24 protein-coding genes are annotated in these 24,592 nt (G+C 71.7%); 10 read left to right on the top strand and 14 right to left on the bottom strand.

The window, feature by feature from the left end:
- Nucleotides 1-117 precede the first annotated feature (117 nt).
- On the bottom strand, nt 118-468 hold the full coding sequence (locus tag KIS93_RS63050) for an AsnC family protein (RefSeq protein ID WP_230466477.1): 351 nt from the start codon (nt 466-468) through the stop codon (nt 118-120).
- Nucleotides 469-496: 28 nt separating this feature from the next.
- Nucleotides 497-985 (bottom strand): Lrp/AsnC family transcriptional regulator, encoded by a 489-nt coding sequence (locus KIS93_RS63045; protein ID WP_222107277.1) that lies wholly within the window; start codon nt 983-985, stop codon nt 497-499.
- A 222-nt stretch (nt 986-1,207) separates the two neighbouring features.
- Between KIS93_RS63045 and KIS93_RS06035 the strand changes: the two genes are divergently transcribed.
- From KIS93_RS06035 to KIS93_RS68830, 7 genes are all read left to right on the top strand, one after another.
- Nucleotides 1,208-1,804, top strand: a complete 597-nt coding sequence (locus KIS93_RS06035; RefSeq protein WP_080038527.1) for a DUF6461 domain-containing protein — start codon at nt 1,208-1,210, stop codon at nt 1,802-1,804.
- Nucleotides 1,805-2,176: 372 nt separating this feature from the next.
- The gene (locus KIS93_RS67305) at nt 2,177-4,474 is read left to right on the top strand and encodes an inorganic phosphate transporter (protein ID WP_329607764.1); all 2,298 of its coding nucleotides are present in this window, start codon (nt 2,177-2,179) and stop codon (nt 4,472-4,474) included.
- Between the two features lie 15 nt (nt 4,475-4,489).
- Complete coding sequence (locus KIS93_RS06020) at nt 4,490-4,723, top strand: hypothetical protein (protein WP_080038525.1); 234 nt, start codon at nt 4,490-4,492, stop codon at nt 4,721-4,723.
- A gap of 157 nt (nt 4,724-4,880) precedes the next feature.
- Nucleotides 4,881-5,669, top strand: coding sequence for a glycosyltransferase (locus tag KIS93_RS06015; RefSeq protein WP_080038524.1), 789 nt, complete (start codon nt 4,881-4,883; stop codon nt 5,667-5,669).
- Nucleotides 5,670-5,674: 5 nt separating this feature from the next.
- Complete coding sequence (locus KIS93_RS06010; protein ID WP_186403923.1) at nt 5,675-6,088, top strand: SGNH/GDSL hydrolase family protein; 414 nt, start codon at nt 5,675-5,677, stop codon at nt 6,086-6,088.
- A gap of 11 nt (nt 6,089-6,099) precedes the next feature.
- Nucleotides 6,100-6,579, top strand: a complete 480-nt coding sequence (locus KIS93_RS06005) for an SGNH/GDSL hydrolase family protein (RefSeq protein ID WP_186403922.1) — start codon at nt 6,100-6,102, stop codon at nt 6,577-6,579.
- The gene (locus tag KIS93_RS68830; RefSeq protein WP_418114538.1) at nt 6,576-6,806 is read left to right on the top strand and encodes a glycosyltransferase; all 231 of its coding nucleotides are present in this window, start codon (nt 6,576-6,578) and stop codon (nt 6,804-6,806) included. Before KIS93_RS06005 ends, KIS93_RS68830 begins: the two co-directional genes overlap by 4 nt.
- 49 nt (nt 6,807-6,855) lie before the next feature.
- Here the strand turns inward: KIS93_RS68830 and KIS93_RS05995 are convergent, their stop codons facing one another.
- From KIS93_RS05995 to KIS93_RS05975, 5 genes are all read right to left on the bottom strand, one after another.
- A complete protein-coding gene (locus tag KIS93_RS05995; protein ID WP_230466150.1) occupies nt 6,856-8,004 on the bottom strand; it encodes a cytochrome P450 in 1,149 nt (382 codons plus the stop codon).
- Nucleotides 8,005-8,145: 141 nt separating this feature from the next.
- Nucleotides 8,146-8,919 carry a class I SAM-dependent methyltransferase gene (locus tag KIS93_RS05990; protein ID WP_080038522.1) on the bottom strand — a complete coding sequence of 258 codons (774 nt, stop codon included), beginning with the start codon at nt 8,917-8,919 and terminating at the stop codon, nt 8,146-8,148.
- Nucleotides 8,916-9,926: a methyltransferase gene (locus KIS93_RS05985; RefSeq protein ID WP_080038521.1), complete on the bottom strand. Its 1,011-nt coding sequence runs from the start codon at nt 9,924-9,926 to the stop codon at nt 8,916-8,918. Before KIS93_RS05985 ends, KIS93_RS05990 begins: the two co-directional genes overlap by 4 nt.
- A 275-nt stretch (nt 9,927-10,201) precedes the next feature.
- Nucleotides 10,202-11,629, bottom strand: a complete 1,428-nt coding sequence (locus KIS93_RS05980; protein ID WP_080038520.1) for an FAD-binding oxidoreductase — start codon at nt 11,627-11,629, stop codon at nt 10,202-10,204.
- A complete protein-coding gene (locus tag KIS93_RS05975; protein ID WP_080038519.1) occupies nt 11,626-12,165 on the bottom strand; it encodes a GTP cyclohydrolase I in 540 nt (179 codons plus the stop codon). Before KIS93_RS05975 ends, KIS93_RS05980 begins: the two co-directional genes overlap by 4 nt.
- 472 nt (nt 12,166-12,637) lie before the next feature.
- Here KIS93_RS05975 and KIS93_RS05970 point away from each other — a divergent pair, with 472 nt between their 5' ends.
- Together KIS93_RS05970 and KIS93_RS05965 are read left to right on the top strand one after the other, a co-directional pair.
- On the top strand, nt 12,638-12,955 hold the full coding sequence (locus KIS93_RS05970) for a hypothetical protein (protein ID WP_155127048.1): 318 nt from the start codon (nt 12,638-12,640) through the stop codon (nt 12,953-12,955).
- A gap of 378 nt (nt 12,956-13,333) precedes the next feature.
- Nucleotides 13,334-16,213 carry a glycosyl hydrolase family 95 catalytic domain-containing protein gene (locus tag KIS93_RS05965; RefSeq protein ID WP_222107275.1) on the top strand — a complete coding sequence of 960 codons (2,880 nt, stop codon included), beginning with the start codon at nt 13,334-13,336 and terminating at the stop codon, nt 16,211-16,213.
- Nucleotides 16,214-16,362: 149 nt separating this feature from the next.
- Here the strand turns inward: KIS93_RS05965 and KIS93_RS05960 are convergent, their stop codons facing one another.
- Together KIS93_RS05960 and KIS93_RS05955 are read right to left on the bottom strand one after the other, a co-directional pair.
- Nucleotides 16,363-17,718, bottom strand: a complete 1,356-nt coding sequence (locus tag KIS93_RS05960) for a serine hydrolase domain-containing protein (RefSeq protein WP_080038516.1) — start codon at nt 17,716-17,718, stop codon at nt 16,363-16,365.
- Nucleotides 17,712-18,731, bottom strand: a complete 1,020-nt coding sequence (locus tag KIS93_RS05955) for an NADPH:quinone reductase (protein WP_080038515.1) — start codon at nt 18,729-18,731, stop codon at nt 17,712-17,714. Before KIS93_RS05955 ends, KIS93_RS05960 begins: the two co-directional genes overlap by 7 nt.
- A 137-nt stretch (nt 18,732-18,868) precedes the next feature.
- On the opposite strand from KIS93_RS05955, the gene KIS93_RS05950 reads away from it, so the two are divergent.
- Nucleotides 18,869-19,456, top strand: a complete 588-nt coding sequence (locus KIS93_RS05950; protein WP_080038514.1) for a TetR/AcrR family transcriptional regulator — start codon at nt 18,869-18,871, stop codon at nt 19,454-19,456.
- A gap of 154 nt (nt 19,457-19,610) precedes the next feature.
- Here KIS93_RS05950 and KIS93_RS05945 read toward each other — a convergent pair whose 3' ends face one another.
- From KIS93_RS05945 to KIS93_RS05925, 5 genes are all read right to left on the bottom strand, one after another.
- Complete coding sequence (locus KIS93_RS05945; protein ID WP_080038513.1) at nt 19,611-20,549, bottom strand: N-acetylglucosamine kinase; 939 nt, start codon at nt 20,547-20,549, stop codon at nt 19,611-19,613.
- Nucleotides 20,546-21,514, bottom strand: a complete 969-nt coding sequence (locus KIS93_RS05940; RefSeq protein ID WP_080038512.1) for an SIS domain-containing protein — start codon at nt 21,512-21,514, stop codon at nt 20,546-20,548. The genes KIS93_RS05945 and KIS93_RS05940 overlap by 4 nt, the downstream gene beginning before the upstream one ends.
- 12 nt (nt 21,515-21,526) lie before the next feature.
- Nucleotides 21,527-22,201, bottom strand: coding sequence for a carbohydrate ABC transporter permease (locus KIS93_RS05935; RefSeq protein ID WP_222107274.1), 675 nt, complete (start codon nt 22,199-22,201; stop codon nt 21,527-21,529).
- Between the two features lie 166 nt (nt 22,202-22,367).
- The gene (locus KIS93_RS05930) at nt 22,368-23,267 is read right to left on the bottom strand and encodes a carbohydrate ABC transporter permease (protein WP_222107273.1); all 900 of its coding nucleotides are present in this window, start codon (nt 23,265-23,267) and stop codon (nt 22,368-22,370) included.
- A gap of 2 nt (nt 23,268-23,269) precedes the next feature.
- Nucleotides 23,270-24,568 carry an extracellular solute-binding protein gene (locus KIS93_RS05925; protein WP_080038511.1) on the bottom strand — a complete coding sequence of 433 codons (1,299 nt, stop codon included), beginning with the start codon at nt 24,566-24,568 and terminating at the stop codon, nt 23,270-23,272.
- Nucleotides 24,569-24,592 lie beyond the last annotated feature (24 nt).

The following is a 24,592-nucleotide window of genomic DNA, read 5'->3' as shown; positions in this document are numbered from 1 at the left end:
CGCGCGACCGCCGGGAGCCGTCCCGCCGCCGGAACGCGACCTCCACGTGCCCCCGGTCACCGATGATCGACCACTGTCGGCTCAACGGCAGGCTCTACCCCGCCGTCTTTGTCCTGCTCAGGGCTCCGGCGATAGATTCATGCCCCAGCCGGGAGGTAGGGGCCGGGGCCTTTCAGGGTGCGGTGGATGGGTGCGGTCGCCGCGTGGCGCAGACCGGGCAAGGCGGACACCCGATGCGGTGAGGTAGTGGTAGAAGACCTGTGCGGTCGCGACGTCGATGCTGGCGTAGAGGTTGGTGTCGCCGGTCACGGCGGCGGCGACGGCCACCCCGGGGTGTGTGGCAAGTTCGGTGATGCGGCGGCGCACGGTCGACGGGGACAGGCCGGTCGCGGCGGCCAGTTCTCCGGGTGCCGCTCTGCCGTCCCTGGCCAGCAGGTCGAGCAGGTGCCGGTCACCGTCGTCCAACATCACCGGGGGCGCGTCGTTCGGGGCCCGTTCAGGTGTGTCGAGGGGCGAGCGCCGCTGTCTGCGCCACCGTGAGCGGTCCGCGCTTGGTTATCGGGCCGAGGTCGCGGCCGAAGAAGACGTGCAACAGGCAGTGTGCCGATACATCGACCACCTGGGGCGTGGGTGGCAGCTTCTGCAGGAGCGGTGACTCCTCCAGCCCGGGACCGCTGGTCCGCACTGAGCAGGTGGTCTCCGCGCCGCCAGAATGGAAGCGGCCGCATCGGGTGTGCATCGGATGCGGACGACCCAGCGGGAGTCCCCCCAGCCGTTCGGGATCAGTCAGACCCAGGACTCGAAGCTTCCCGGCGGATCGCAGTCGCGCGAAGCGGCGTGCGGCGCTCTGGTCGGACACCCCGAGGGCGTCGGCGATCTCGCGGAAGGAGGTTCTTGCGTTGATTTGAAGGGCATGTGCGAGCTCGGTCTCCTCGCTCGACAGCTCACGCTCTTCGCGGCGAGGGGTGTCGAGATACGTCTTCACAGCAGCTGATGATGTCGGATTCGCGCATGGATGCCGCTGCGGCTTAGTGAATCGCCCGTCAGGTCCCGAACTCGTTCGGCAGACCGCACCGGGACCATGCGCTCGTTGCCGGTCCCAGGACTGCAGACCGTGACTGCAGATGACTGTCCAGTTCGCGTGAAGAGCCGCGTGATCCCATCAGCTGTTGCGCAATGATGGCGGCTGCCGACAAAGGAGATGGCTATGAGCAGCGTGACGGCCGACGACTATCGCTGGCTGGAGGAGTTCGCCTACCGCTTCGACTCCGGCTTCTGTTTCACCTTCGCCAGGGCGCTTGATCCGGAGGACGTGCTGCGTCGCCTGCGGGCCGTGGACGACCCCGACTACATCGGTCCGGGCGGCATCGAGGTGGGCACTGCATCGGGGGGATCCATCATGATCGAATGGGGTGGCTACGCGGGCATCATGCGAGACGTGGTTCGCGATCTGTCGGCCGGTGCGCTGATCGCCAGCGTCAAGCGCAACGTCAACTGGCACGCCACCTTCCTCTACGCCGTCGACGGCCAGGTGCGCGCCAGGTTCGATCCCATGTATCGCGGTTACAGCCCCATCCGCCACCCGGACGACCAACTTCTCGACGGCGAGTACCTCGACATGATCCCCGGCTACCAGGATCCCGGCGACGGGTTCATCGACCGCCACCTCCAGGCCGCGCTCGCCCTTGCCGAGCACCGTACCGGCGTCCGTCTGGAGCCTCGGCACCTGCAGTCGATGCCCTGGTATGCGTCCATCGCGCACTACTACTCGCCTGAGCATGGTGGCGCGCCGGAACTTGCCTGAAGTCACCCAGGCCCTACCGCGTCCGAACCGTGCAGCGGTGCCTCGGTGGAGGCCGGGAAGCGATCGAGGTCTACGCCGATAAAGCCGCTGTAGAACTGCAGGACAAACTGCCCCAGCTCCAACTCCGAGCCATGGCCACCGCAGCCACCGCCCCACCCGCAGGGCAGCACGACCGGGCACGGAGTGTGAAAGCCTGGCCGCCTAGCGTGCTGCCGTTCCTCGCCCACCTCTCGGAGACACGATCACGGCCCTGCCTGCTGAGCCCGCCGACTCGCTCGCCTTCACCGCCGCGCTGGACCTCATCTCGCAAGCCGAACCCCGCGTCGCCGAAGCGATCCGGCAAGAACTTCAGGACCAGCGGGAAGCCTCAAGCTGATCGCCAGCGAGAACTACGCCTCCCCCGCCGTCCTGGCCGCGATGGGCAACTGGCTCAGCGACAAGTACGCCGAAGGCACCATCGGCCGCCGCTTCTACGCCGGATGCCGCAACGTCGACACCGTCGAGCAGATCGCCGCCGATCACGCCACCGCCCTGTTCGGCGCGGCCCACGCCTATGTGCAGCCGCACTCGGGCATCGACGCCAACCTGGTGGCGTTCTGGGCCGTGCTCGCCCAGCGCGTCGAAGCGCCGGCCCTGGCCCGCGCCCAAGCCCGCCACGTCAACGACCTGTCCGACAGCGACTGGGAAGACCTGCGCCGCGACCTCGGCAACCAGCGGATGCTCGGCATGAGCCTCGACGCCGGCGGCCACCTGACCCACGGCTTCCGGCCCAACATCAGCGGCAAGATGTTCCACCAGGCCAGCTACGGCACCGACCCGGCCACCGGCCTGCTCGACTACGACCAGGTGCGCGCCCAGGCCCGCGAGTTCCGGCCGCTCATCCTCATCGCGGGCTACTCCGCCTACCCCAGGAAGATCAACTTCCGGATCATGCGGGAGATCGCCGACGAAGTCGGCGCCACCCTCATGGTGGACATGGCCCACTTCGCCGGCCTCGTCGCCGGAAAGGTCTTCACCGGCGACTTCGACCCGATCCCGCACGCCCACATCGTCACCACCACCACCCACAAAACCCTGCGCGGCCCCCGCAGCGGCATGGTGCTGTGCCAGAGCGAGCTGGCCGAGCAGGTGGATCGCGGCTGCCCCATGGTGCTCGTGGTCCTCGTCCGCCTCGGCAGGCTGGAAGTCGTACGCGGTCGGGCGGCCGGCCGCGACGGTGCCCGGCCGCTTGTGCGGCTGCGGCTCGGTCAGCAGGTCGAGGTCTGCCCGGGCATCTCGACGCTGCTTCCGTATCGGGCCGCTCCTGCTGCTCGGTGTTGTCGTCTTGCGTTGTGTGCCTCGCACGTCTGCCACCTGAGCGGTCACATGCCCGAGCAGGTACTCTCACAGCCCGCCCGGCCGGCGCGGCGAAGACCGATCCGTTGGATCGCGCCGGGAAGGGACGGGGTGACTTTGTCGCGTGCTGCCCGCCGGGGGTTCATCGCCGGTTCACCGTGCGCGCCTAACCTCACTGGCACGGCGGAACGGATGGGACATCCAGTCATGGAGCATGTGACGTTCCTGGTCGTCGTGGTGATCATCACGGCGCTGGCCTTCGACTTCACCAACGGATTCCACGACACGGCCAACGCGATGGCCACCTCCATCGCGACGGGCGCGCTGCGTCCGAGGATCGCGGTGGCGATCTCGGCCGTGCTGAACCTGGCCGGAGCCTTCCTGTCGGTGGAGGTGGCCAAGACGATCTCGGGCGGGATCGTGGACGACCGGCTGGTGACGCCGCCCATGGTGTTCGCCGGGCTGATCGGCGCGATCTTGTGGAACCTGCTCACCTGGTTGCTGGGGCTGCCGTCCAGCTCCTCGCACGCGCTGTTCGGCGGGCTGATCGGCGCGGTGTGGGTGGGCGCCGGCGTGCAGGGCGTGCACTTCGACACGGTGCTGGAGAAGGTGCTCGTCCCGGCGCTGGCCTCACCGCTGATCGCCGGATTCGTCGCTATGACCGCGACGTACCTGGCCTACACCATCACGGCCAGGGCCCGGCACGAGTCGGTGGCGACGACGTTCCGCTTCGGGCAGATCGTCTCGGCCTCGCTGGTGTCGCTGGCGCACGGCACCAACGACGCGCAGAAGACCATGGGCGTGATCACCTTGACGCTGATCTCGACGGGCACGCTGGCCTCCGGCTCCGCGCCGCCGTTCTGGGTGATCGGGGCCGCCGGGCTGGCCATCGCGCTGGGCACCTATCTGGGCGGCTGGCGGATCATCCGCACGATGGGCAAGGGCATCACCGAGATCGAGTCGCCGCAGGGCTTCGCCGCGGAGGCGAGCGCGACCACCGTCATCCTGGCCTCCTCGCACCTTGGCTTCGCGCTGTCGACCACGCAGGTCGTCTCCGGCGCGATCCTGGGCACGGGGCTGGGCCGGCGGCTGGCGCGGGTGCGCTGGGGAGTGGCGGGCCGGATGGCGCTGGCCTGGCTGCTGACCCTGCCCGCGGCCGCCGCCGTCGGAGGCGTCGCGGCGGCCGTGGCCACCACCGGCACGCTCGGCGTCACCGTCGCGGCCCTGGTGGCGGTCGCCGCCGCGGCCGGCCTGTACGCCGCCGGCCGCCGCAACCCGGTGCACGCCGGCAACGTCAACGAGCTGCCGGGCACCCCGCAGCCGGCCGCCGCCTGACCCGAGGAGGACGTCATGGATGTCAAGTGGGGCGCGCTGGGTCAGGTCTTCGTGGTCAGCCTGGCGGTCAGCGTCGCGGTGGTGGTCGTCTTCTCCCTCGGCGTGATGGCGCTCTCAGCCCGCCGGTCCGTACGGGAACACCATGGCGACGGCGGCTCCGGCGCGGTCGTCGCGGCCACGCTCTGTTTCACCGCGTGCGCGGCGGTGGTGCTCTACGGCCTGTACCTGATCGTGCCCCAGTTCCACTGACCACGCCCTCGTGGTCGCGCTCGATCTCGGGCAGGCCGCCCGCACCCCGGCGGTCGGTGGCGTTCCCGGCTCGTGAGCCCGATCTGTCGAGCACATTTATGCTCCGCATCACGCCTTGTTACCCGGCTGTGTCGAATGGACGGCAATTCCTCCAGATGTGCGCATCGCCAGGATCGCCAACTTCGTCACTCCCGTCTCCGGTGGGCTGCGGACCACGCTCGACGAGCTCGGCGCCAGCTACCTCGCCGCCGGTCACGAACCCGTTCCGGTCGTACCCGGGCCCGCTGGCCGCGACGAGCAGACCGGCTCCTGGGCGCGGGCCGCCGTGCGGAACCTCGTCCGCGTGCCGCTGGGCGTGGATCTGGGCACCTTCTCCCCCGGCCGCTTCGTCGCCGCTGTGCGGGCCCGCCTCGCCCGGCCCGGTGAGCTGCTGCTGGTGCACTGTGGCAGGCTGTCGCGGGAGAAACGGGCCGACCGCTCGATCCGGGCGCTGGCAGAGCTGCGCCGCAGGGGCTTGCCCGCGGTGCCGGCCGTGGCAGGTGACGGGCCGCTGCTCGGGACACTGCGGGCGCGGGCGACCGGCCTGCCGGTCCGGTTCCTGGGGCACATCTCCGAGCGGGACGTGCCGGCCCGGCCGCTCGCGAGCGCCGGCGTGGCGCTCGCGCCCGGCCCGGTCGGGACGTTCGGGCCGGCCGCGCTCGAAGCGCTCGCCAGCGGCACCCCCGTGGTGGTCAGCCACGACAGCACCCTTCCCGAGGTCGCGGGCCCGGCGGGGGCGGCGGTGGACGACGACCCGGCGGCCTGCGCCACAGCGATCCTGGACCTGCTCGGCTCGCGCTCGCGCGCCGCCGAGCGGGCGCGGGCCGAGCGGTACCCGTGGTCGGCCGCCGTCCAGGGCTTCCTGCGGGCTCACGCGCTGATCGGCAAGCCGGCGAGCCCTCGATGACGAGCGTGATCAGGGACGATATCCGGCTCGTCGCGCTGGGCGACTCGGTGACGGCCGGCATGGGCGACCCCGTACCGGGGCGCGGCTGGGCCGGCCTGCTGGCCGAGGCGCTGGGCGCGGGCGGCCCGGTCGCGCTGACCAACCTCGCCGTCCGCGGCGCCTGCTCCGCGGACCTGGCTAGCGAGCAGCTTCCCCGCGCGCTGCCCCTGCGGCCCTCGGTGACCACGATCCTGATCGGCGTGAACGACACGCTGCGCGGCCGGTTCGTCCCCACGGCGATCGCCCGCGACCTGGAGCAGGCGATCGCCGGGCTCACCGGTGCCGGCAGCATCGTGGTGACCGCCACCCTGCCCGACCCGGCCTGCTGCTGCGCGTTCCGGACGCGTTCCGCCGCCCGCTGGCCCGCCGCGTCCACCTGATCAACGGCATCGTGACCGGCCTGGCCGGACGGCATGACACCGTGCACCTCGACCTCGCCCGGCACCCGGCGCTGTACGACCCGCGCATGTGGAGCATGGATCGCCTGCACCCCAGTGAGCGCGGCCACCGCCTGCTCGCCCGGCTCGCCGCCGAACGACTGCGGCTGCGCGGGCTCCCCGTACGGCTGCCCGGCCTCGAACCGGGCGCGCCCGAACCTCCCGCCTGGCGAAGCGCCCTGCGCGTGACCGCCGGCGGCGCCGCCTGGCTGACCCGGCGCTGCTTCGACTTCCTGCCCGCCTTCGCGGTGCTCGTCGTCAAAGAGCTGTGGCGCCCACAGGGCGTTGACGGGGAATTCGCCGCGCCGCACCCTTCCGGGCAGCCGGCCGTCGCCGACGGATGGGATGAACGGCCATATGAGGGTCGCCATCGTGACCGAATCGTTCCTGCCCCAGGTGAACGGGGTCACCAACTCCGTCTCCCGCGTCCTTGACCACCTGGCGACCGGGCCGCCTCACGTGGGCCCTGCGCGATTTCCAGCCCGACATCGTCCACCTGGCCTCCCCCGTGCTGCTGGGCGCGGCCGGAGCAGCCGCCGCGCGGCGGCTCGGCATCCCCCGCGGTCGGGGTGTTCCAGACCGATTTCGCCGGTTTCGCCCGCCAGTACGGCCTGCCCGTGCGCGGCTGCCCGGAATCGCGCGGTCGTGCAGCACCGTGTAGCCGGCAAGCTCAAGCGAGCGAAGACGGCGAGCGGTGGCGCGCAGATGGCCTACCAGCTCACCGGCACCTTGACGGGCCGGTGGAACGTCGAGGCGCGGTGCCAGGCCAGCTCCTCCTCTCCGACGAGGAGGCGCAGGGCCGGCAGCCGGCGGCTGAGCGCGCCGATCGTCGTCTCCAGCTGGACCCGGGCGAGGTGTGCGCCGAGGCAGCGGTGGATGCCGTGGCCGAAGGCGAGGTGCTGGCCGGGGTCACGACTGAGCCGCAGCTCATCGGGAAGGTCGAAGACGCGGGGATCGCGATTGGCGGCGTTGATCAGCGGCACCACCGCCTCGCCGGCCTTGATCAGCGTCCCGTCGAGCTCGACGTCCTCCAGGGCGATGCGCAGCGAGCCCAGGCTGCCGCCGCTCTGCGTGTACCGCAGCAGCTCCGTGACCACCTGTGCGCGCAGAACCGGGTCGTGGCCGACCCGGTGGTAGACCTCCGGTGCGCGCAGGAGGTGGATGATGCCGTGGCCGAGGTGCGTGGCCAGGATCTGGTAGCCGCCTGTCAGCAAGGTCATGCCGAGGGTGCGCAGTTCGCCGTCGTCGAGCCGGTCGCCTTCGTCTCGTATCCGCAGGAGTTTCGTGAGCAGGTCGTCCCCGGGATGCCGGCGCCTGTGTTCCAGCAAGCCGCCGAAATAGGCCCAGAGGCGGGCCATCGCCGTCCTGACCTCACCGCGCCGGCTCGGGTCGAGGCTCAGCATGGTGTCGGTCCAGGCGCGAAAGTGTGGCGCGTCTTCTGACGGTACGCCGAGCAGTTCGCATATCACGGTGATCGGCAGGGGCATGGCCAGATGGGAGATCAGATCGGCCGGGGGCCCCTTCCGTTCCATCTCGTCGAGCAGGTCGTCGGTGAGCCGTTCGATCCGGGGGCGCAGCGCCTCGGCGTTGCGGGGCCTGAACGGGCCGGCGATCAGGCGGCGCAGCCTGGTGTGGGCGGGCGGGTCGCTGGAGAAGATCGACTCGGAGCCCTCGGTGATGGGCAACCCGGTGATGGCGCCGGGGCGCGTGCTCGCCTGCTTGCTGAAGCGCAGGTCGGACAGGACCGTGCGGGCCGGCTCGTAGCCGGCGGCCAGCCAGGCGAGCTCACCGCTGGGCAGCGTGACGCGCGAGATGGGCTCTTCGCGGACGAGCCGCGCGTACTCGGCAGGGGGACGCAAGAGGTTTGCGGCGGCGAAGGGAAAGCACGGCGGATCCTGGGCTGGCATCTCTCTCCCGATGGCGGTCATCGTCCGCGCCTGGAATTCATGCACGGGTTCGGCGTGGGCGGTCGCGCGTGGGGTGGCGCGAACGCGCCGGCCTCATGTGCCGGAGCCGATGCGGTAGAAGTGGAACTGCATCCTGGAGCCGTCGGGGAACGGCCGCTCGCTCGTGATGGTGCGCAGGTGACGGGCGTCGGCGAACGCGACGTTCAAGGAGTCGTGGAGGATGCGGTCGATGGTCTTGATCCCGACCAGACACGACCGGCCGTCGCGCGCTCGCAGGATGTCGTCCAGGATCTCCGGTACGGGGGGTGAGGTGCCCAGCAGGTCGAGCCCGGCGGGAGAGATGGCGCACCCCCAGGGAGGTTCGACGATGTAGGTGTCGCCCGGCCCGCGGGCGGGGAGCCCGGGAAGGAGCTCACGGTAGTCGATCTGCTGGAGCCGGGTCGCAGCTCCCACGCTGCCGAGGTTGTGGCGGGTGGCCTGGTAGACGAGCGGGTCCAGCTCGGCCGCGTACACCGGCCGACCGAGCGTCCAGCCGAGATGCACGCCCAGGTTGCCCGAACCGCAGAACAGCTCCGCGACGAACGAGTCGCCGGCCATGTCCGGCGGGGCGTGCAGGTCGGCGACCGCGTGCGCGACGGCCACGGCCATCAGGTCGGTGCAGCACTCGACGGCCGTGCGGCCGAACACCCGCAGCCCGGCGTCCGCCATGGCGGGGGCGGCGACACCGTACAGAGAGAAGTGCTCGGCGCGGCCGTAGATGGTCTCGCCGACCTCGCAGAGCTGGGCGCCCGTCAGCTCGGTGGTGCGCCATGGGCCGAGCAGCCGCTGGCAGAGGTCGTAGTAGGCGTCCTTCGGGCTCGTCGTCACCCGGTCTCCTCCGTTTCGGCCGGCGTACGCAGCTCCAGCAGCCAGGACCCCGAGGGCAGGGCGCGGGCGGCGGACAGGTGCAGCTCCGCGTCGGCGGCGAGCCGGCCGAACTGGGCCAGGTCGCGCTCCTTGCCGCCGCAGATCAGCAGCATGAACAGATCGTGCGCGGTGGTCATGGTCAGTGTGTCGGCGTCGCCCATGACCAGCTCGATGACCAGGATGCGGCCGTCGGGGCCGGCGGCCTGCCGGCAGTTGCGCAGGATGGCCGTGGCACGTTCGTCGTCCCAGTCGTGCAGGATGTTGCGCAGCACGTACACGTGCCGGCCGCCCGGGAGCGGTTCGAAGAAGTTCCCCGCGACGATCTGGCAACGATCGGCCAGTCCGGCCGACCGCAGCGACTGTGCCGCGCGCTCGGCCGTCACCGGTAGGTCCACGAGGGTGCCGTGCAGGCCGGGATGGGCGGTGAGGAGCGCGGCCAGCAGCCCGCCGGTGCCGCCGCCGACGTCGGCCACGCTGCCCGCGGCCGCCCAGTCATAGGCGTCGAGCAGGTGGGGCAGGTCCACGCCCAGGCGGTCGCGCATGACGGCGTCGAAGGGGGCGGAGCGTCCGGCGCTGACGGCCAGGTCGTCGAAGAAGGGCCTGCCATGGACCTGGGCGTAGGCGGGGCGGCCGGTGCGGATGGTGGTCAGCAGGTGGGAGATGACCTGATCGGTACGGCCGAACGCGCCGTCGGCGTCCATGCGGGCGCGCAATCCTGACGGATGCGCGCTCAGCAGCGTCTCGGCCCGGTCGTTGAGTGTGAAGCGGCCCGGCTCGGGCTCGGCGAAGTAGCCCCGGCAGACCAGGTAGCGCAGCAGCCGCTCCAGGCTCCCGGGATGCGCTCCGCTGCACGCGGCCAGCTCCTCAGGACGGGACAGCCCGTCGGCCATGAGGTCGGCCAGGCACAGCGTGCCGGCAACGCGCAGGGCCCACGGCATCATCAGCGGAGCCCCGGGTTCGGGAAACATACCACGATAATATCTCTGTGCAACCTTTTGACTACTTTCTGTTAGGGAAGACTTGGGGTGACCACCCTGTCCCGGGGCTGGGCTCGCGCGAGCCGGTGTGTGACGGCCGTGGTGCTCGGCCTGCGCCGGCCGGACCGGATCCGCCTGCCGGACCTGACCACTGCGGCTGCGGTGGTCGAGCCCGGCGTCACCACCCAGGGCACGCCGGCGGAAAGCCTCACCGCCACGCCCGTCACCGCCTCCTCCCCTCGCGGCTCAGACTGGAGAGCGGGCGCTCAAGGGCGAAGGGGGCCCGGCGCTGCCGGCGGCGTTCCTCCGGTGCCCGGGCACCTGGCCCGTGGAGGGTGCAGGCCCTGCGGGTGGTGGAACAGATCGCCCGGATCGTAGGCCGCCTTGATCGCGTACAGACGCTCGAGGTGGTGGCCGTAGTAGGCGCGCGCCCAGCCGGGACGGCGCGGGGAGATGTTGTTCTGGTACGACTGGCCGGACGCCCAGGGCAGCAGATCCTGCCAGAGCGACACCGCCCAGTTCCTGGCCTCGAGCACCGGGCCGAGCCCTGCCGCCGGCGACGCCTCGCTCCAGAAGAACAGGCCGAAGGGACAGTCGCGGTGCGCCCAGGCCGTCGCGGGGTCCGCGCCAAGGGCGCCGCCCTGCCGCTCCAGGAAGCAGAGCACGTCCGTCCTGGCGGCGATCCGTCCGGCCAGCAGCGCGGCGGCGTCCGGGGGCAGCGGCGCGGAGAGCTGGTGGTCCTCCTGGAACGGGTAACGGGGCCGCGTGGCCTCGTCGTCGAGGGTGTGCTCCGCCCACAGCCGTTCGAGGGAACGGGGATAGCGGGCGGTGTGGGAATCCGCGGAGACCGGCTCGCCGAGCGCCGCGACGAGACGGTCGATCAACGAGGTGTCGCCGCCGGGCGGGCCGCACCAGCAGGTGATCACCAACGTATGAGCCGCGCCACCTCTCAGGACGACCTGGGTCCACATCTGATCGGGCAGCGCCAGGGCCCAGCGCTGCCAGCCGAGGATGGTCCCGACGGCGCGGTGCCGGGGCCAGCGCAGGAAACACGAGCTCACGTCGGGCGCCGGGTGGGTGCCGAACGTCAGGGACGTGACGACCCCGAAGTTGCCGGCACCCGCCCCGCGCAGCGCGAAGAACAGGTCCGGGTGGCAAGACGGGCTGCAGGTCACGATGCGGCCGTCGGCCAGGACGACGTCGGCCGCGCGCAGGTTGTCGGCGGTGAGCCCGTACGCCCGGCCCACCGTGCCGATGCCGCCGCCCAGGGTCAGGCCCGCGATGCCGACCTCCGGGCAGGTCCCGATCGGCAGGATCCTCGCGTGCTCGTCGACGACGCGGGCCAGCGCACCGCTCCTGGCGCCGGCGCCGGCCCGGACCACCGCGCCGTTCACGGTCACCGCGTTCATCGAGGAGACGTCGACGACCAGACCGGGGCCGGTGGAGTAACCGGCGAAGCTGTGCCCGCCGGAGCGGGGGTGCGGGGTGAGGCGATGCCGGCGGGCGAACTCGACCGCGGCACGCACGTCCTCCTCGCCGGCGCAGCGCACCACCGCCCGGGGACGGACCTGGCCGAAGCGGGGATCGGCGACACCGCGGGCAGCGGCGTATCCGGCGTCGCCCGGCAGGATGACCTCGCCTCGGGCCCGCCGGCGCAGCGCCGCCCAGTCCGCGGCGGTGGGCCCGCCGCTCACACGCCGCTGCTGTGCAGGCGGAAGAAGTTCTCCCGCATGGCGGGCTCGGTGCGGAAGACCCCCTTCAGGCTCTCCAGCTTGGTGTGCAGGGTCTCCGCGATCTGCTCCCCCAGGTGCTCCTGGACCTGGGGCATGGCCGCGAAGCCCTGAGCCATGCGGGCGAGCTTGGACAGGCCGACGATGGGGGCGCCCGGTGCGGGAACGTATGCGACGGTCATGGCGCCGGTGAACGGCAGCAGGTGGTGCTCGCACAGCGAGATGAACGGCACGTTCGTCACCGCGATGAGACCGGGGTCGTTCGACTCCGGCGGGAAGGTGACCTCCAGGTGCCTGCCCGGGTCCTCGCGCAGGCCGCCGGTGAGCTCCCGCAGCGCGTTCACCAGGCGCGCCGGCGTGCCCACCATTCCCGGCTCGTGCAACGGGAATCCCAGTGCGGCCATCATCCGCCGGGCGTGCTCGCACGCCTCATACTCGTCCGCCGCACCGGCCTCCTCCGGGACGGCGACGGCCATGGCGGCTGCGTCTTCGAGCGTCATGCACACCTTCCCTTCAGAGGTCCGCGGTCGTGCCGATGGCCGGCGACGGCGTGGCAGCCCGCACACCGGCCATCGCGATGGCCACGGCCATATCGGTGATGAACGCGTTGCGGTGGGGTCCGCATGGCCGGCAGGAAGATTCACCAGGCCCTCCTGTCAACGATGACGATGCCGAGCATCCAGGAGGACGCTGGCCGCCTCGCGAAGAGGGATCGCAGACTGGCAGGGGGCAAGTGCTCGCATGGGGGTCTCACTTCGCGTCGGCATGAGGGGCGAGGGACTATCCCCCTCATACCCTCAACGTAGTTGTCCAATCACAGATAGTGATATTGCGCTGGGCCGCCACCGCACGTAGCGTCGGCGCGCTGATGATGCCGTACCGCAGCGCGGGCGCGCCGGCCGATCGGCTCCGTCGCTCCGGTGGATCGGTGGCGGGCCCAGGGCGTTGACCTGGCCACCTGCTGGATCGTCAGTGGTGAACGCGTTGATGTCGGCGTGCTGGGCGGCCGGCGTGAGCGTGCTCGGCCCCATCTACGCCACCCGCTACCTCGACGGCGCGATGAGCTGGGGCCTGGTCACCTCCGCGATCGGAATCGGCCTGGCGTGCGGCTCGATCACCTCGCTCCTCTCCCCGCCCACCCGCGTCGGCCGGCTGATGCGCCTCACCCCGATCCCCGTGGCGCTGCTCCTGATCGACATGGCCACCGGCGCTCCCCTGCTCGCGCTCGCCAGCGCAGGCGCCCTGACCGGAGCAGGCGGGACACTGCGGTTGATCGCCTGGACGTCCTAGCCCAACGAGCTTGACCGGCAGGGGCGTCCCATGGGCCGCGATTGCGGCAGGAAACTGGCCGCGATCATCTCTAGCCTCGCGGCATGGAGATCTGCGTCGTGTAGACGTCGACGACGACCATCAAGCACGGACTGGGGAAGCCGAACTTGCCGCAACCGTCCCGACACCTGGTCTTCTGTCGATGAAAATTTCACGAATGGTCCAGGGAAACCGCCGATCATCCCAGAATCCGGCGGCGGGGTTGCGGGGCATCTCGAGTCCCCATTGACGCCAAACATTGGACGTCATACGTTTCGGCGAGCTCAGCCGCGGCGCACGGGCGGCATTAGGCACAACCCATCACCTACCTCGCCATCAGGAGTTTCGATGAGCACGCCGATGAACCGTCGACACTTCATCGCCGCCACTGTGGCCACCGCCGGCGCCGCCGGGCTGTCTCCGGCGATCTTCAGTGGCCGAGCGGCTGCTGCCGTGCCGCCGCAGGTGACCCTGCCGCAGCGCGGCATCTACGACACGGCCGCCGCGTCAGGGTGGACCGATGCCTTCCTGACCGGCAACGGCGAGTACGGGGCCATGCTCTACGGTGCGCCCAGCCTGGAAAAGGTGATCTTCACCCATCATCGGTTCGTGCTGCCCAACGGCACCCGTAACGTGACTCCGCCGGTGTTGTCGGGCCGGTTGGCGGGGGTCAGGGACAAGGCGCTGGCCGGCGACTTCAACGGTGCCACCAGTGACTTCACCTCCGGCTGGGCGCTGCGCTGGACCCAGACCTTCCACCCGGGCTATGAGCTGCAGATCAGCACCCCGGGAATGACGACGGTCAACGACTACGCCCGGGTCACCGATTTCAGGACCGGTGAGGTCACCTCGACGTGGACCGACGGTTTCGGTACGTGGAGCCGCCGGGCTTTCGCTTCCCGGGCCGACAGGGTCATCGTCCACGAGCTCACTCCCGCGCCGGGCCGGACGATCGACACCACGCTCGGCGTCAACACGGGCCTGAGCGGCGTGCCGGGGTCGGTCGGCTTCACCACCCTGGCCACGATCGCCGGCGGTGACGGCTACCTGAACCTGCGGGGCAGATACCCCGCCGGGCAGGGGGCGTTCGGCTATGAGGGCGTCACCCGGGTGATCGCGACCGGCGGTTCGGTACGGGTGAGCGGGTCGGCCATCGTGGTGGCCGCGGCGACCAAACTCGTGCTGCTGACCCAACTCGACCGCTACGAGTCGTCCACCGCGTGGGACGCCAGACCGCTGCACGCGGCGCTGGCCGCGCTGAGCGCCGACTACACGAGCTTGCTCACGCGGCATACCGCCCTGCACACCGCGCTGTACGACCGTTCACGCCTTGACCTGAACGTCAGCGCCGCCGATCGGCAAGTGCCGACCGGCGAGTTGATCGCGCGGCAGAATGCCCACCGCAATGTCATCGACCTGGCGTTGCTGGAGCGGATGTACGACTCCGGCCGTTACCTGTTCCTGTCCTCCAGCGGCATCCTGCCGCCGCGGCTGACCGGCCTGTGGACGGGCGCCTGGGACGCGGCGTGGGCCGGCGACTTCACCACCGACGCCAACCTCAACGTCCAGGTCGCCGGCGGCAACATCCTGTCCCTCACCGAGGCCATGGACGGCTACTTCAACCTGATCCTCGGCCAGCTCAACGACTGGCGCACCAACGCCAGAAACCTCTACGGCGCCCGCGGCCTGCTCGCTCCCTCCCGGACCGACGGCGAGTACGGCACGATGCTGCACTTCGACGGCGGATTCCCCGGGCACACCTGGATCGGCGGCGCCGACTGGCTGCTCTATCCGCTGCTGGAGTACTACCAGGTCACCGGTGACGCCACCTTCTATCGCACCAGGCTCGCTCCGGTCCTGATCGAGCTCGCCTCGTTCTATGAGGATTTCCTCACCCGCACCGACGCCAACGGCAAGGTCATCTTCGTGCCGTGCTTCTCCATGGAGAACAGCCCCGGCAACACGGGCAGGCAGTTGTCGATCAACGCGACCGGGGAGATCGCCGCGGGCAGGCACGCGCTGCGGGCCGCCATCGAGGCTGCCGACTTCCTCGGCGTCGAGCAGGGCCCAGGACAGGGCGTGCAACGCTGGACCGCCTTGCTGGCCAAGCTGCCCGACTACCGGATCAACGGCGACGGGGCGCTCGCGGAATGGTCCTGGCCCAGCCTGAGCGACCGCTACAACCACCGTCACGTCCAGCACATGTACCCGCTCTGGCCGCTGCACGAGATCACCCCCGAGGACGAACCCGACCTGATCCGCTCCGCGAGCCGCGCCCTGGACCTGCGAGGCGACGAGGCAGGGGAGGCTCACGGCGCCATCCACCGCGGCCTCGCCCGAGCCCGGCTCAAGGACGGCGCCGGCGTGTACGCCAACGTGCGGAAGATCCTGGGCAACAACATGGTCTTCCGGTCGTTGATGACCTCGCACAACCCGAACCTGGCGATCTACAACGCCGATGCCGCCCATGCGCTGCCCGCGATTCTCGCCGAGGCATTGATCTACACCAGGCCCGGCATCCTGGAGTTGCTGCCCGCCCTGCCCGACCAGCTCGCCAAGGGCACGATCACCGGCGTGCGCGGCCGCAACCGCATCCGGATCGAGTCCCTCACCTGGGACCTCGGCGCCCGGACCGTCACCGCCACCGTCGTCTCCGACCTCGCCCAGACCGTGACGCTCATCTGCCGGCGCGGCATCGCCTCCGTCTCCACCGGTGCGAGCGTCGCCGCCTCGCCGCTGGGCAGCCACGCCAGGCAGGTGTCACTCACCGCGGGCACGACCACCCGGATCACCGTCGAGTGGGGCGCGGGCGGCCCGTCCGGCGGCGTCGTCCGCCTGGTCAACCGCAACAGCGGCAAGGTGCTCGACGTCTCGGGCGCCTCCACCGCCGACGGCGCCGCCATCGTCCAATGGCGCTGGAACGGCGGGCCCAACCAGCAGTGGCGGATGTCGCAGAACTCCGACGGCTCCTTACGGCTGTCCGGTGTCGGCAGCGGCAAGGTCCTCAGCAGCCCGAACGCCGGCCAGGGCGCCGCCCTCGTCCAGACGACCGACAACAACGGCGCCAACCAGCAGTGGAAACTCCTTCCCGCCGCCACAAGCGGCTACTACCGGCTCGTCAACCTCGGCAACGGACTGTGCGCGGACGTCGAAGGGGGCTCCACAGCCGACGGCGCCCGCATCATCCAATGGCCCGGCAACAACGGCACCAACCAGGAATGGCAGATCGTCACCCTATGACACCCCGGGGCCGGGCCGGCGGCGATGCGGGGTGCGCAGGTCGTTCAGGGCGGCGTCGGTGGCGATCGGGATCTCGGACGGGCGAATCGTGGTGCCGGGCATGACGCCTCCTCCGGTCCGGTTCGAGCTGTGTCACCGGTCCGCGACGTCTAGCGCGGCATGCGCAGGTGGGCCAGCGGCCGGCGGGTGAGCGGGGGCGACTGCCAGGCCGCCGTGAACGTGCCGCCGGCCGGGTCCAGGGTCAGGCGGAGGCGGTGCGGGGTGTCCAGGAAGACCACGTCGACGTGGAGTTCGCCGCCTGACCAGGCGTGGGCGGTGGCCCAGACGTCGGTGGTGGTCCAGCGGCCGGCCGGGCCGAGTGCCGCCGTGACCGGCGGGCCGTCGTCGATCAGGGTGATCTCGCCGGGGCTCAGCTCGATCGTGCGCAGGCGGCCGGCCGCGTTCCCCGGGCCCGGCCGGTAGGTCGCCCTGGTGATCGCGCCGGCCGTGCCCGCCGGAAGGGCCAGGTCCGGGGTGAGGGCCGGCCACGGGCCCTCCGGCCCCTTTCCGGCGGTCAGGGCCGGCAGCAGGTGCGCCCACACCTGGTCGAGCACCTGTTGCATGTTCGGGCTCTGCGCGGTCATCGCCACCACCGCGTCGGCCTCCGGCAGGACGAGCGCGAACTGGCCGTGCGCGCCGGCTGCGCGGTAGCCGTGCCGGCTGACCCAGAACTGGAAGCCGTACCCCTGCCGCCAGTCCGGATCAGGGTCGCTGGTGGCGACCTGTGCCCGGGTGGCCTCGGCCACCCATTCCGCCGGCAGGAGCCGTTCGCCCTGCCAGACGCCGTTGCCGAGATAGAGCTGTCCCAGCTTGGCGATCGCCTCGGTGGTCGTGTGCAGCCCGAGATGGGCCGACTCGCCGCCGGCCGGGTCGCGCCACCAGCCGTGCGTGCCGATGCCCAGCGGCTCGAACAGCCGGGGCCCCAGGAAGTCGGCCAGGGAGCCGCCGCTGACCTTCCGCACGATCGCGGCGAGCGTGCTCGTGCACGGCTGGTTGTAGGCGAAGAACGTGCCGGGTTCGTACTCCGGCGGCACCAGCAGCAGGCCGAGCGCCATGTCACCCTCCCCCGCCCGGTACGCCTGCTCCTCCCGCTCGCCGGCGTGCCCGCCGGCCATCGCGGCCACGTGCCGGACCAGCGTGGCGCGTGAGCGCGGATCGCTCACCCGGGCGTCCCATTCGGGGAAGTAGGACAGCACGGTGGCGTCGAGGTCGGCCAGGCCCTCGGCCACCGCGAAGCCGAGAGCGGTCGAGACGAAACTCTTGGTCAGCGAGTACAGCAACCGCGGCGAATCCGGCCGGTACGGACGCCACCACCGCTCGGCCACCACGTGACCGTGCCGCAGCACCATCAGGCTGTGCAGCTCGACGCCCGGCAGGGGGGCGAGGGCGGCGATGAACGCGTCGATTCCGGTCGCGTCGACGCCCTGCTCGGCGGGCGTGCTCCGGGGCAGAGAACCGGTCACCATGCGACGTCCACCAGGACCTTGCCGACCGTGCCGCGTTCCATCGCGCGGTGCGCGTCGGCGGTGCGGTCGAGCGGGAAGCGGATCAGCGGCAGGCCGTGCGCCTCGCCGACCGGCAGGGCGCCGTCGCGGACGGCGGCGGCGACGTCCGCGACCGCCGCGGCGCGCGCCTGCGGGCCGGCCGTGTAGAGCACCAGGAACTGCAGGCGGGTGTTCAGCACCATGTTCTGCGGCACGTTCAGCTCGACCGGCTTGCCACCGTCGTTGGCGTAGGTGGAGATCGTCCCGCGCGGGCGCAGCACGGCCAGGTCCAGGGCGAGGTTCGCGCCGAGCGCCACCTCGGCCACGAGGTCGACGCCGTCCGGTGCGAACGTGCGGATCTCGGCGGCCGGATCCCCCTCGCGGTAGTTGACCACGTGGTGCGCGCCCGCGGCCGTGGCCAGCCGGGCCTTGTCCGGGCCGCTGACCGTGCTGATCACGGTCGCGCCGGCCCAGCGGGCGAGCTGGATCACCGCGTGCCCGACCGCTCCGGCCCCGCCCGCCGCGAGCACCACCTTCCCCTCCATCGATCCGGGACGCAGGCGCCGCGGCCCGTCCTCGGCGACGGTCAGCGCCCGGTGGGCGGTCAGCGCGGGCACGCCGAGCGCCGCCCCGACCTCGAAACCCGCCTGCTCGGGCAGCGGCACGGCCTGGTCGGCGGGCACGGTGGTGAACTCGGCGGCGGTGCCGGTGGGCCGCCCGGCGGCGGCCAGGTACAACCAGACCCGCTCGCCGATCCGGCTCCGGTCCACGCCCTCGCCGACGGCGTCGATCACACCGGCGCCGTCCAGGTGCGGGATGACCTCCGGGAACTGCCTGGGCCCGTGGTTGCCGGAGCGGCCCTGCACGTCGGTGGGGTTGACCGCGGACACGGCGACCCGCACGCGAACCTCGCCGGGGCCGGGTTCGGGCAGGTCACGCTCGACGAGCCGCAGCACGTCGGGGCCGCCGTGGTCGCGGTGGACGATGGCTTTCATGATCCGTCCTCAGGTGTCGTGGTGATGGTGCGACGCCCGAACCGTACAGGCTTGGGATGACAGATTTCAATTTTTGTCAGTTTGACTTCGGCCGGCTGATCGACGTACGGTCCACTGCCGGGAACGGAGGAGGTCCTATGCGCGCGGAGCCGCTCGACGCGGAGACGATCGTGTCCGCCACCGAGGAGGTGCTGCGCCGCCACGGGCCCGACAAGACCACGGTGCTCGACGTCGCGCGGGTCCTCGGGGTGAGCCACGGCAGCGTGTACCGGCACTTCCCGTCCAAGGCGGCGCTGCGCGAGGCCGTGATCCGGCGCTGGCTCGACCGGGTGCGCGAGGAGCTCGCGGCGGCAGTGCGAGATCCAGGGCTGACCCCGTCCGAGCGGCTGCGTGCTCTGCTCACCGCCATGTTCACCCAGAAATGGGCCAAAGCGGACAACGATCCGGAGCTGTTCGCCACCTTCCGGGTGCTGGCGACGGAGCACAGCAGCGTGTCGTCCGCCCATGTCGCCGACCTGCTCGCCCAGATCCGCGCCATCGTCGAGGACGGCATCGCCGTCGGCGACTTCGCGCCCGGCGACCCCGAGGTGACCGCCCGCGCGATCCTCGACGCGACCAGCCGCTTCCACAACCCGGCACATGCCGCGGAGTGGCGCTCCCCCGGGACCGCGGCGGAGGCGGAGGCGGTCATCGCCCTGATACTCAACGGCATCAGGGCGCGGTGACGGCCACCCGCGTGCGAGGCGGCGAGGGCAGGCCGGGCACAGCCGGGTCGCGGTCGCCGGCTCGCCGGTGGTCACGCTTCCTTCCTGGCACGCCGGCATTCCGATAATTGAGAGCCTGCGGCACCGCAGGCCCTCCACGACCGTGGCCGCCGAGCTACCCGCCCTCCTCCCCCGGCCGGGGACGGCGGACGCCCAGCAGCTCGCGCGCCAGGCTCAGCGCCCCCCGCACCGGCGCCTCCTTTAGCAACACCACGGGCACCTGGGGATGGCGCTCGCGCACCGCGTCCCTCAGCGCCGCGAACAGCAGCGGCTGTTTGGTGATCACTCCCCCGGCGGCGACCACCGCCGGGGCGGACGCTCCACGCGCGATGAGCGTGTCCACCAGCCCCGCCAGGGCCCGCGCGCCCTCCTCGACGACCCGGACCGCGCTCGCCGACCCCTCCGCCGCGGCCTCGAAGACCAGCGGGACGTGCCGCCCCCATTCCTCGGCGCCCGGTGAGCGGGTCATCGCCTGGGACAGGGCCGCCACCTCCGCCGCCTCGAAGGCCGTGAGCAGGCGGGTGGTCAGCTCGTCCGGGGGCAGGCCGGCGTCGTGGCGGGCGTAGGCCGCGCGTACGGCCTCGCGCACCAGGCCCGCTGCCGACCCCTCGTCCCCCAGGGCCCATCCCCACCCGCCGGCCAGCAGGGGCTCGCCGTCCGGGCCGGTGCCCGCGGCGACCGAGCCGGTACCGGCGACCACGCCGATGGCCCCCGGCAGGCCCGCCGCGTGCGGGAGCAGGTGGGCGTCGTTGACGACCCGTACCGGGACGTCGAGCCTGGCGACGAGCTCGGACTGAAGGGTGCGGCAGAGGGCCGGGCTGTCGCAGCCGTGCGCGCCCACGCCCACCGCGTCGTATCGGAGGCCGCTGCCGCGCAGGTGGGCGGCCAGCCAGGCGGCCAGGTCGCGCAGGCCGGTGCCGAGCTCGCTGGGCACGACGCGGTCCGCCACGAGGTCGCCCGTGTCGGCGTCCACGGCCCGCCAGTGGGTCTTGGTGCCGCCCACGTCGACGCCGACGGCGACCCGCGGGGGCACGTCGCCGGCCCGCCGGTTCATACGGCTTCCGCCGCGGCCGAGTCCACTTTCGTGTCGCCCACGGAGAAGCGGAACTCGCCCACCGGCACGCCGCGCACGCCCGCCACCGCCGCCACGAGCCGCTGGAGCACCGCGTTCTCCAGGATCGCCCTGGCCACGGCCGGGATCGCAGGCACCGCCACCCGCGGTACGGCGCTCTGGCACGGCCCCACGTAGACGGTCACGTGACCGGCCCCGGCGAGCTGGGCGGCCAGCTCCGCCTCGCGCTCGCCGCCGATGATGACGTGCGCGGTCCGCGGGCCCGCCGACTCCATGGGCCCGTGCAGGTACTGCCGGGTCTCGTACGGGGTGGCGGGCAGCCGGCACGCCTCTCGCAGCATCAGCGCTCCCTCCTCGGCGGCGGTGAGCGAGGCGCCGCCGCCCACGACGTCGACGGCGACGCAGCCGGCGACCTGCTCGGCGACCGGCGGAAGGTCCACCGCGAGCAGGCCGGGCAGCGTGGGCCACACGGGGTCCGGCCGCCCGCCGGCCCACACGTCGCTCAGCATCCCCAGCGCGGCCAGGGTGACGCTGAAGCCTGAGGTCGAGACCTTCGAGTCCGCCACGCTCCCGCACGACAACACCCGCCCGGCCAGCTCCGCCAGCGGCGACGGCGCCACGTTCACCACGGCCAGCCGCCGCTCCGCCGGCGCCTCGCGCAGCGTCGCCACGGTCTCCGCGCTGCGGCCCGACTGGGACACGCCGACCACCAGATCGGCATCGCCGACGGGGCCGCACCCGGTGCGGGAGGCCCAGATGCCGGCCGTTCGCAGCCGGTGCACGCAGGCGGCGAGCGCCGCGTGGCTGGCGCCCATCGCCACGAACAGCGGCCGGCGCGGCGCGGGCCACGCCGACGGGTCCGCGAGTTGCTCGCCGAGCGTACGCACGGCGGCGGCCAGCGCGTCCGGCTGCCGTTCCAGCGCCTCTGCCAGGGAAATCTGTGACATGGGAACCATTCCTTACTTGACGGCGCCCGCGGCCAGGCCGCGGGTGATGTGCTTCTGGAAGAACAGGGCGATGAGCACCGGCGGGACCGCGGCCAGCAGCCCGCCGGCCGCCATCTGCCCGAAGTCCAGGCTGTAGCGGCCGGTGAACTCGGCCAGCGCCACCGGTACGGTCTTGGAGGCGGGCGAGGAGGTGAAGACGAGGGCGTAGAAGAATTCGTCCCAGGCCATGAGGAACGCCAGCAGCCCCGCCGAGATCAGCCCGGGCCGCGCCACCGGCAGCACGATCCGCACGAGCGCGCCGACGCGGGTGCAGCCGTCGATGCGGGCGGCCTCCTCCAGCTCGGCCGGCAGCGCGCGGAAGTACCCCGACAGCAGCCACAGCACGAACGGCGTGGTCAGCGAGCAGTAGACGACGGTCAGCGCGGTCCGCGTGTCGAGCAGGTCGAGCGCCGCGCCCGCCAGGTACAGCGGCACCACCAGGGCGAGCGGCGGCATCATGTACGTCAGCATGAACAGGAACAGCACGAACCCCCGCCCGCGGAAACGCAGCCGGGCGAAGGCGTAGGCGCCGAGCACCCCGGTCACCAGGCTGACCGCGACGCTGCACGCGGCCACCAGCAGGGAGTTGACCAGGGCCGCGCGGAAGTCGCCCGCCACGCCGCCGGTCGCCTCGGTGAAGATCGCCACGTATCGGTCGAGGGTCGGCCGATCGGGCCACAGGCGGGCGGCCTGCCCAGCAGGTCGGCCGGCTGCGCCACGCTGGCCAGCACCAGCAGCGCGAACGGGCCGAGCACGGCCAGCGCGAGCAGCGTGCCGCAGGCGTACATGGCCATGTAGTAGGAGCGGGAGGGTTTCACACGAGCCCCTTCGTCTCGGTGCGGAGCATGCGCAGGTACACCAGCGACAGCACGAAGATGAACAGCACGGTGAGGTACGCGGCCGCGGAGCCGATGCTGAACTGCTGGTTGGAGAAGGCCTGCAAGTAGGTGTAGAAGGCCATCGTGGTGGTGCCGGAGTCGGGCCCGCCCCTGGTGATGATGTAGATGATGTCGAACACCTTGAACGCCTCGATCGTCCGCAGCACCAGCACGATCGCGATGGCGGGCTTGAGCATGGGCACCGTGATCGACAGGAAGCGGCGCACCGGGCCCGCCCCGTCCATGGCGGCGGCCTCGTAGACGTCGTCGCCGATGGTCTGCATGGAGGCCAGCAGCAGGATCGCCACCAGGGGCGTCGTCTTCCAGGCGTCCACCAGCGCCACCACGAACAGCGCCTGCTGCGGGCCGCCGATCCAGTCCTGGTAGGTGTCGAGCAGGCCGGCCTGCGTGAGCAGGCCGTTGAGCGCGCCGTACTCGGGGTGCAGGATCCAGCGCCACATGTTGGCGCCGACGATCGTGGGCAGCGCCCAGGCCAGGACGACCAGGCTGCGGAAGAACCACTGGCCGCGGATGCGCTGGTTGAGGAACTGCGCCAGCAGCATCCCGACGCCCAGCTCCACCACGGTGGAGAAGACGGTGAACACCGCCGTACGCCGGACCGTGGCCCAGAAGCCGGAGTCCGACAGCAGCTCGGTGTAGTTGTCCAGCCCGACGAAGTCGAACGCGTCCTGCAGCGCCGAGGTGGCGTCGAGGAAGGAGAGCACGAGCGTGCGGCCCATGGGGTAGAGCACGACTCCGAGCACCACGATCAGCGACGGGGCGAGCAGGGCCAGGGCCAGCGGCCACTGCCGCTCGTTCCTGCCTTGAGCGGTCACGGTCAGTCTCCAATGATCTCGTTGACCCGGGCGGCGGCCGCTGCCAGGGCCTGCGCCGCCGGGGTGCCGGTGACCAGGCACGACTGCACCGCGGCCTGGATCTGCTGGCTGACCGCGTTGTACTGCGCCACCGCCGGCCGCTCGACCAGCGATTCGAGCTGGGCCTGCTCGGCCGCCACCAGCGGCGCCTGCGGGCCGGTGGTGAGCACGGGGTCGCGGTAGGCGCTCTTCCACACCGGCAGGGTGTTCCTGGCGTAGCGGAGCTGGTTCTCCTTGCCGGTCAGGTACGTGACGAGCTGCCAGGCGGCGTCCGGCCGCCGGGAGGTCGCCATGACCGACAGGCCCATCGAGCCGTTGGCCGCCGGGCCCTTGCCGGTCGGGCCCTTGGGCGCGAGTGCGGGCTTCAGCCGGCCGACGATCTTCGACTGCTTGGGGTCGTTGGCCTCGGCGTACATGTAGTCCCAGTTCAGGGCGATGGCGGCGGCCCCCTGGCAGACGACCTTCTTGACGTCGTCCTCCAGGAGCTTGACCGAGGAGGGGGCGCTGAGCCCCTCCTCCAGCGTCCGCCGCATCCACTCCAGGGCCCGCACCCCGCCGCCGGTGTGGAAGGCCGCCCTGCCGTTCTCGTCGAGGAAGCGCCCGTCGAACGCGCCGAGGAGCTGCGCGTAGTCGCACATCAGCGCCTCGGCGTGGGCCCAGCTCCACACCAGCGGGTGCTCGACCACCCGCTTGGCCTTCAGCGCCCTGGCGGCCTCCACGACGCCGTCCCAGGTGGCCAGGGAAGTCTCCTCGACGCCGGCCCGCTTGATCATTTCGGCGTTGTAGAAGAACATCTTCGCGCCCGGGCTCCACGGCACGCCGTACCTGCGGCCCCGGTACGAGACGCCGCCGAGCGTGCCGGCCAGGATGTCCGCCTGCCAGGCGGGGTCGTAGCGGTCGGTGACGTCGAGCAACATGTTCTTGCCGGCCAGCTCGGCCGGCCAGGTGCAGTCGATGAGCACCACGTCGTACGTGCCGGCCGGCGCGGACACCACGATCTTGTCGTGCAGCGCCTCGAACGCGACGAACGTCGGCCGCACGGTGATGTCGGGGTGGAGTTCGTGGAAGGACGCGAGCATGGCGCGCACGTCCTCCTCGCTGTAGCTGGCCTGCTTCATGAACAGGGCGTTGAGCCGGGCCGGGCCGCCGCTGTCGTCGATGCGGTCGACTCTGGGTACGGCGCAGCCGGGCAGCACCGCCGCGGCCCCGAGCGTCAGGGGCACGCTCAGGAGGCGACGGCGTGAGATGGAGGGGGCGGACATGCGACTTCTCCTCGTTCGTTAGGC

Source organism: [Actinomadura] parvosata subsp. kistnae, from assembly GCF_900323885.1.
Classification (GTDB): domain Bacteria; phylum Actinomycetota; class Actinomycetes; order Streptosporangiales; family Streptosporangiaceae; genus Nonomuraea; species Nonomuraea composti.
The sequence above is the reverse complement of the archived record's forward strand: the minus strand, read 5'-3'. Positions and strand labels throughout refer to the sequence as shown.

Bases quoted from the DNA above. Each gene is read 5' to 3' on its own strand.
- KIS93_RS63050 (WP_230466477.1), bottom strand. From the start codon at position 468: ATGTTGGACGACGGTGACCGGCACCTGCTCGACCTGCTGGCCAGGGAC.
- KIS93_RS06035 (WP_080038527.1), top strand. From the start codon at position 1,208: ATGAGCAGCGTGACGGCCGACGACTATCGCTGGCTGGAGGAGTTCGCC.
- KIS93_RS06020 (WP_080038525.1), top strand. From the start codon at position 4,490: ATGGATGTCAAGTGGGGCGCGCTGGGTCAGGTCTTCGTGGTCAGCCTG.
- KIS93_RS05985 (WP_080038521.1), bottom strand. From the start codon at position 9,926: ATGTTTCCCGAACCCGGGGCTCCGCTGATGATGCCGTGGGCCCTGCGC.
- KIS93_RS05975 (WP_080038519.1), bottom strand. From the start codon at position 12,165: ATGACGCTCGAAGACGCAGCCGCCATGGCCGTCGCCGTCCCGGAGGAG.
- KIS93_RS05965 (WP_222107275.1), top strand. From the start codon at position 13,334: ATGAACCGTCGACACTTCATCGCCGCCACTGTGGCCACCGCCGGCGCC.
- KIS93_RS05960 (WP_080038516.1), bottom strand. From the start codon at position 17,718: ATGGTGACCGGTTCTCTGCCCCGGAGCACGCCCGCCGAGCAGGGCGTC.
- KIS93_RS05955 (WP_080038515.1), bottom strand. From the start codon at position 18,731: ATGAAAGCCATCGTCCACCGCGACCACGGCGGCCCCGACGTGCTGCGG.
- KIS93_RS05950 (WP_080038514.1), top strand. From the start codon at position 18,869: ATGCGCGCGGAGCCGCTCGACGCGGAGACGATCGTGTCCGCCACCGAG.
- KIS93_RS05945 (WP_080038513.1), bottom strand. From the start codon at position 20,549: ATGAACCGGCGGGCCGGCGACGTGCCCCCGCGGGTCGCCGTCGGCGTC.
- KIS93_RS05940 (WP_080038512.1), bottom strand. From the start codon at position 21,514: ATGTCACAGATTTCCCTGGCAGAGGCGCTGGAACGGCAGCCGGACGCG.
- KIS93_RS05925 (WP_080038511.1), bottom strand. From the start codon at position 24,568: ATGTCCGCCCCCTCCATCTCACGCCGTCGCCTCCTGAGCGTGCCCCTG.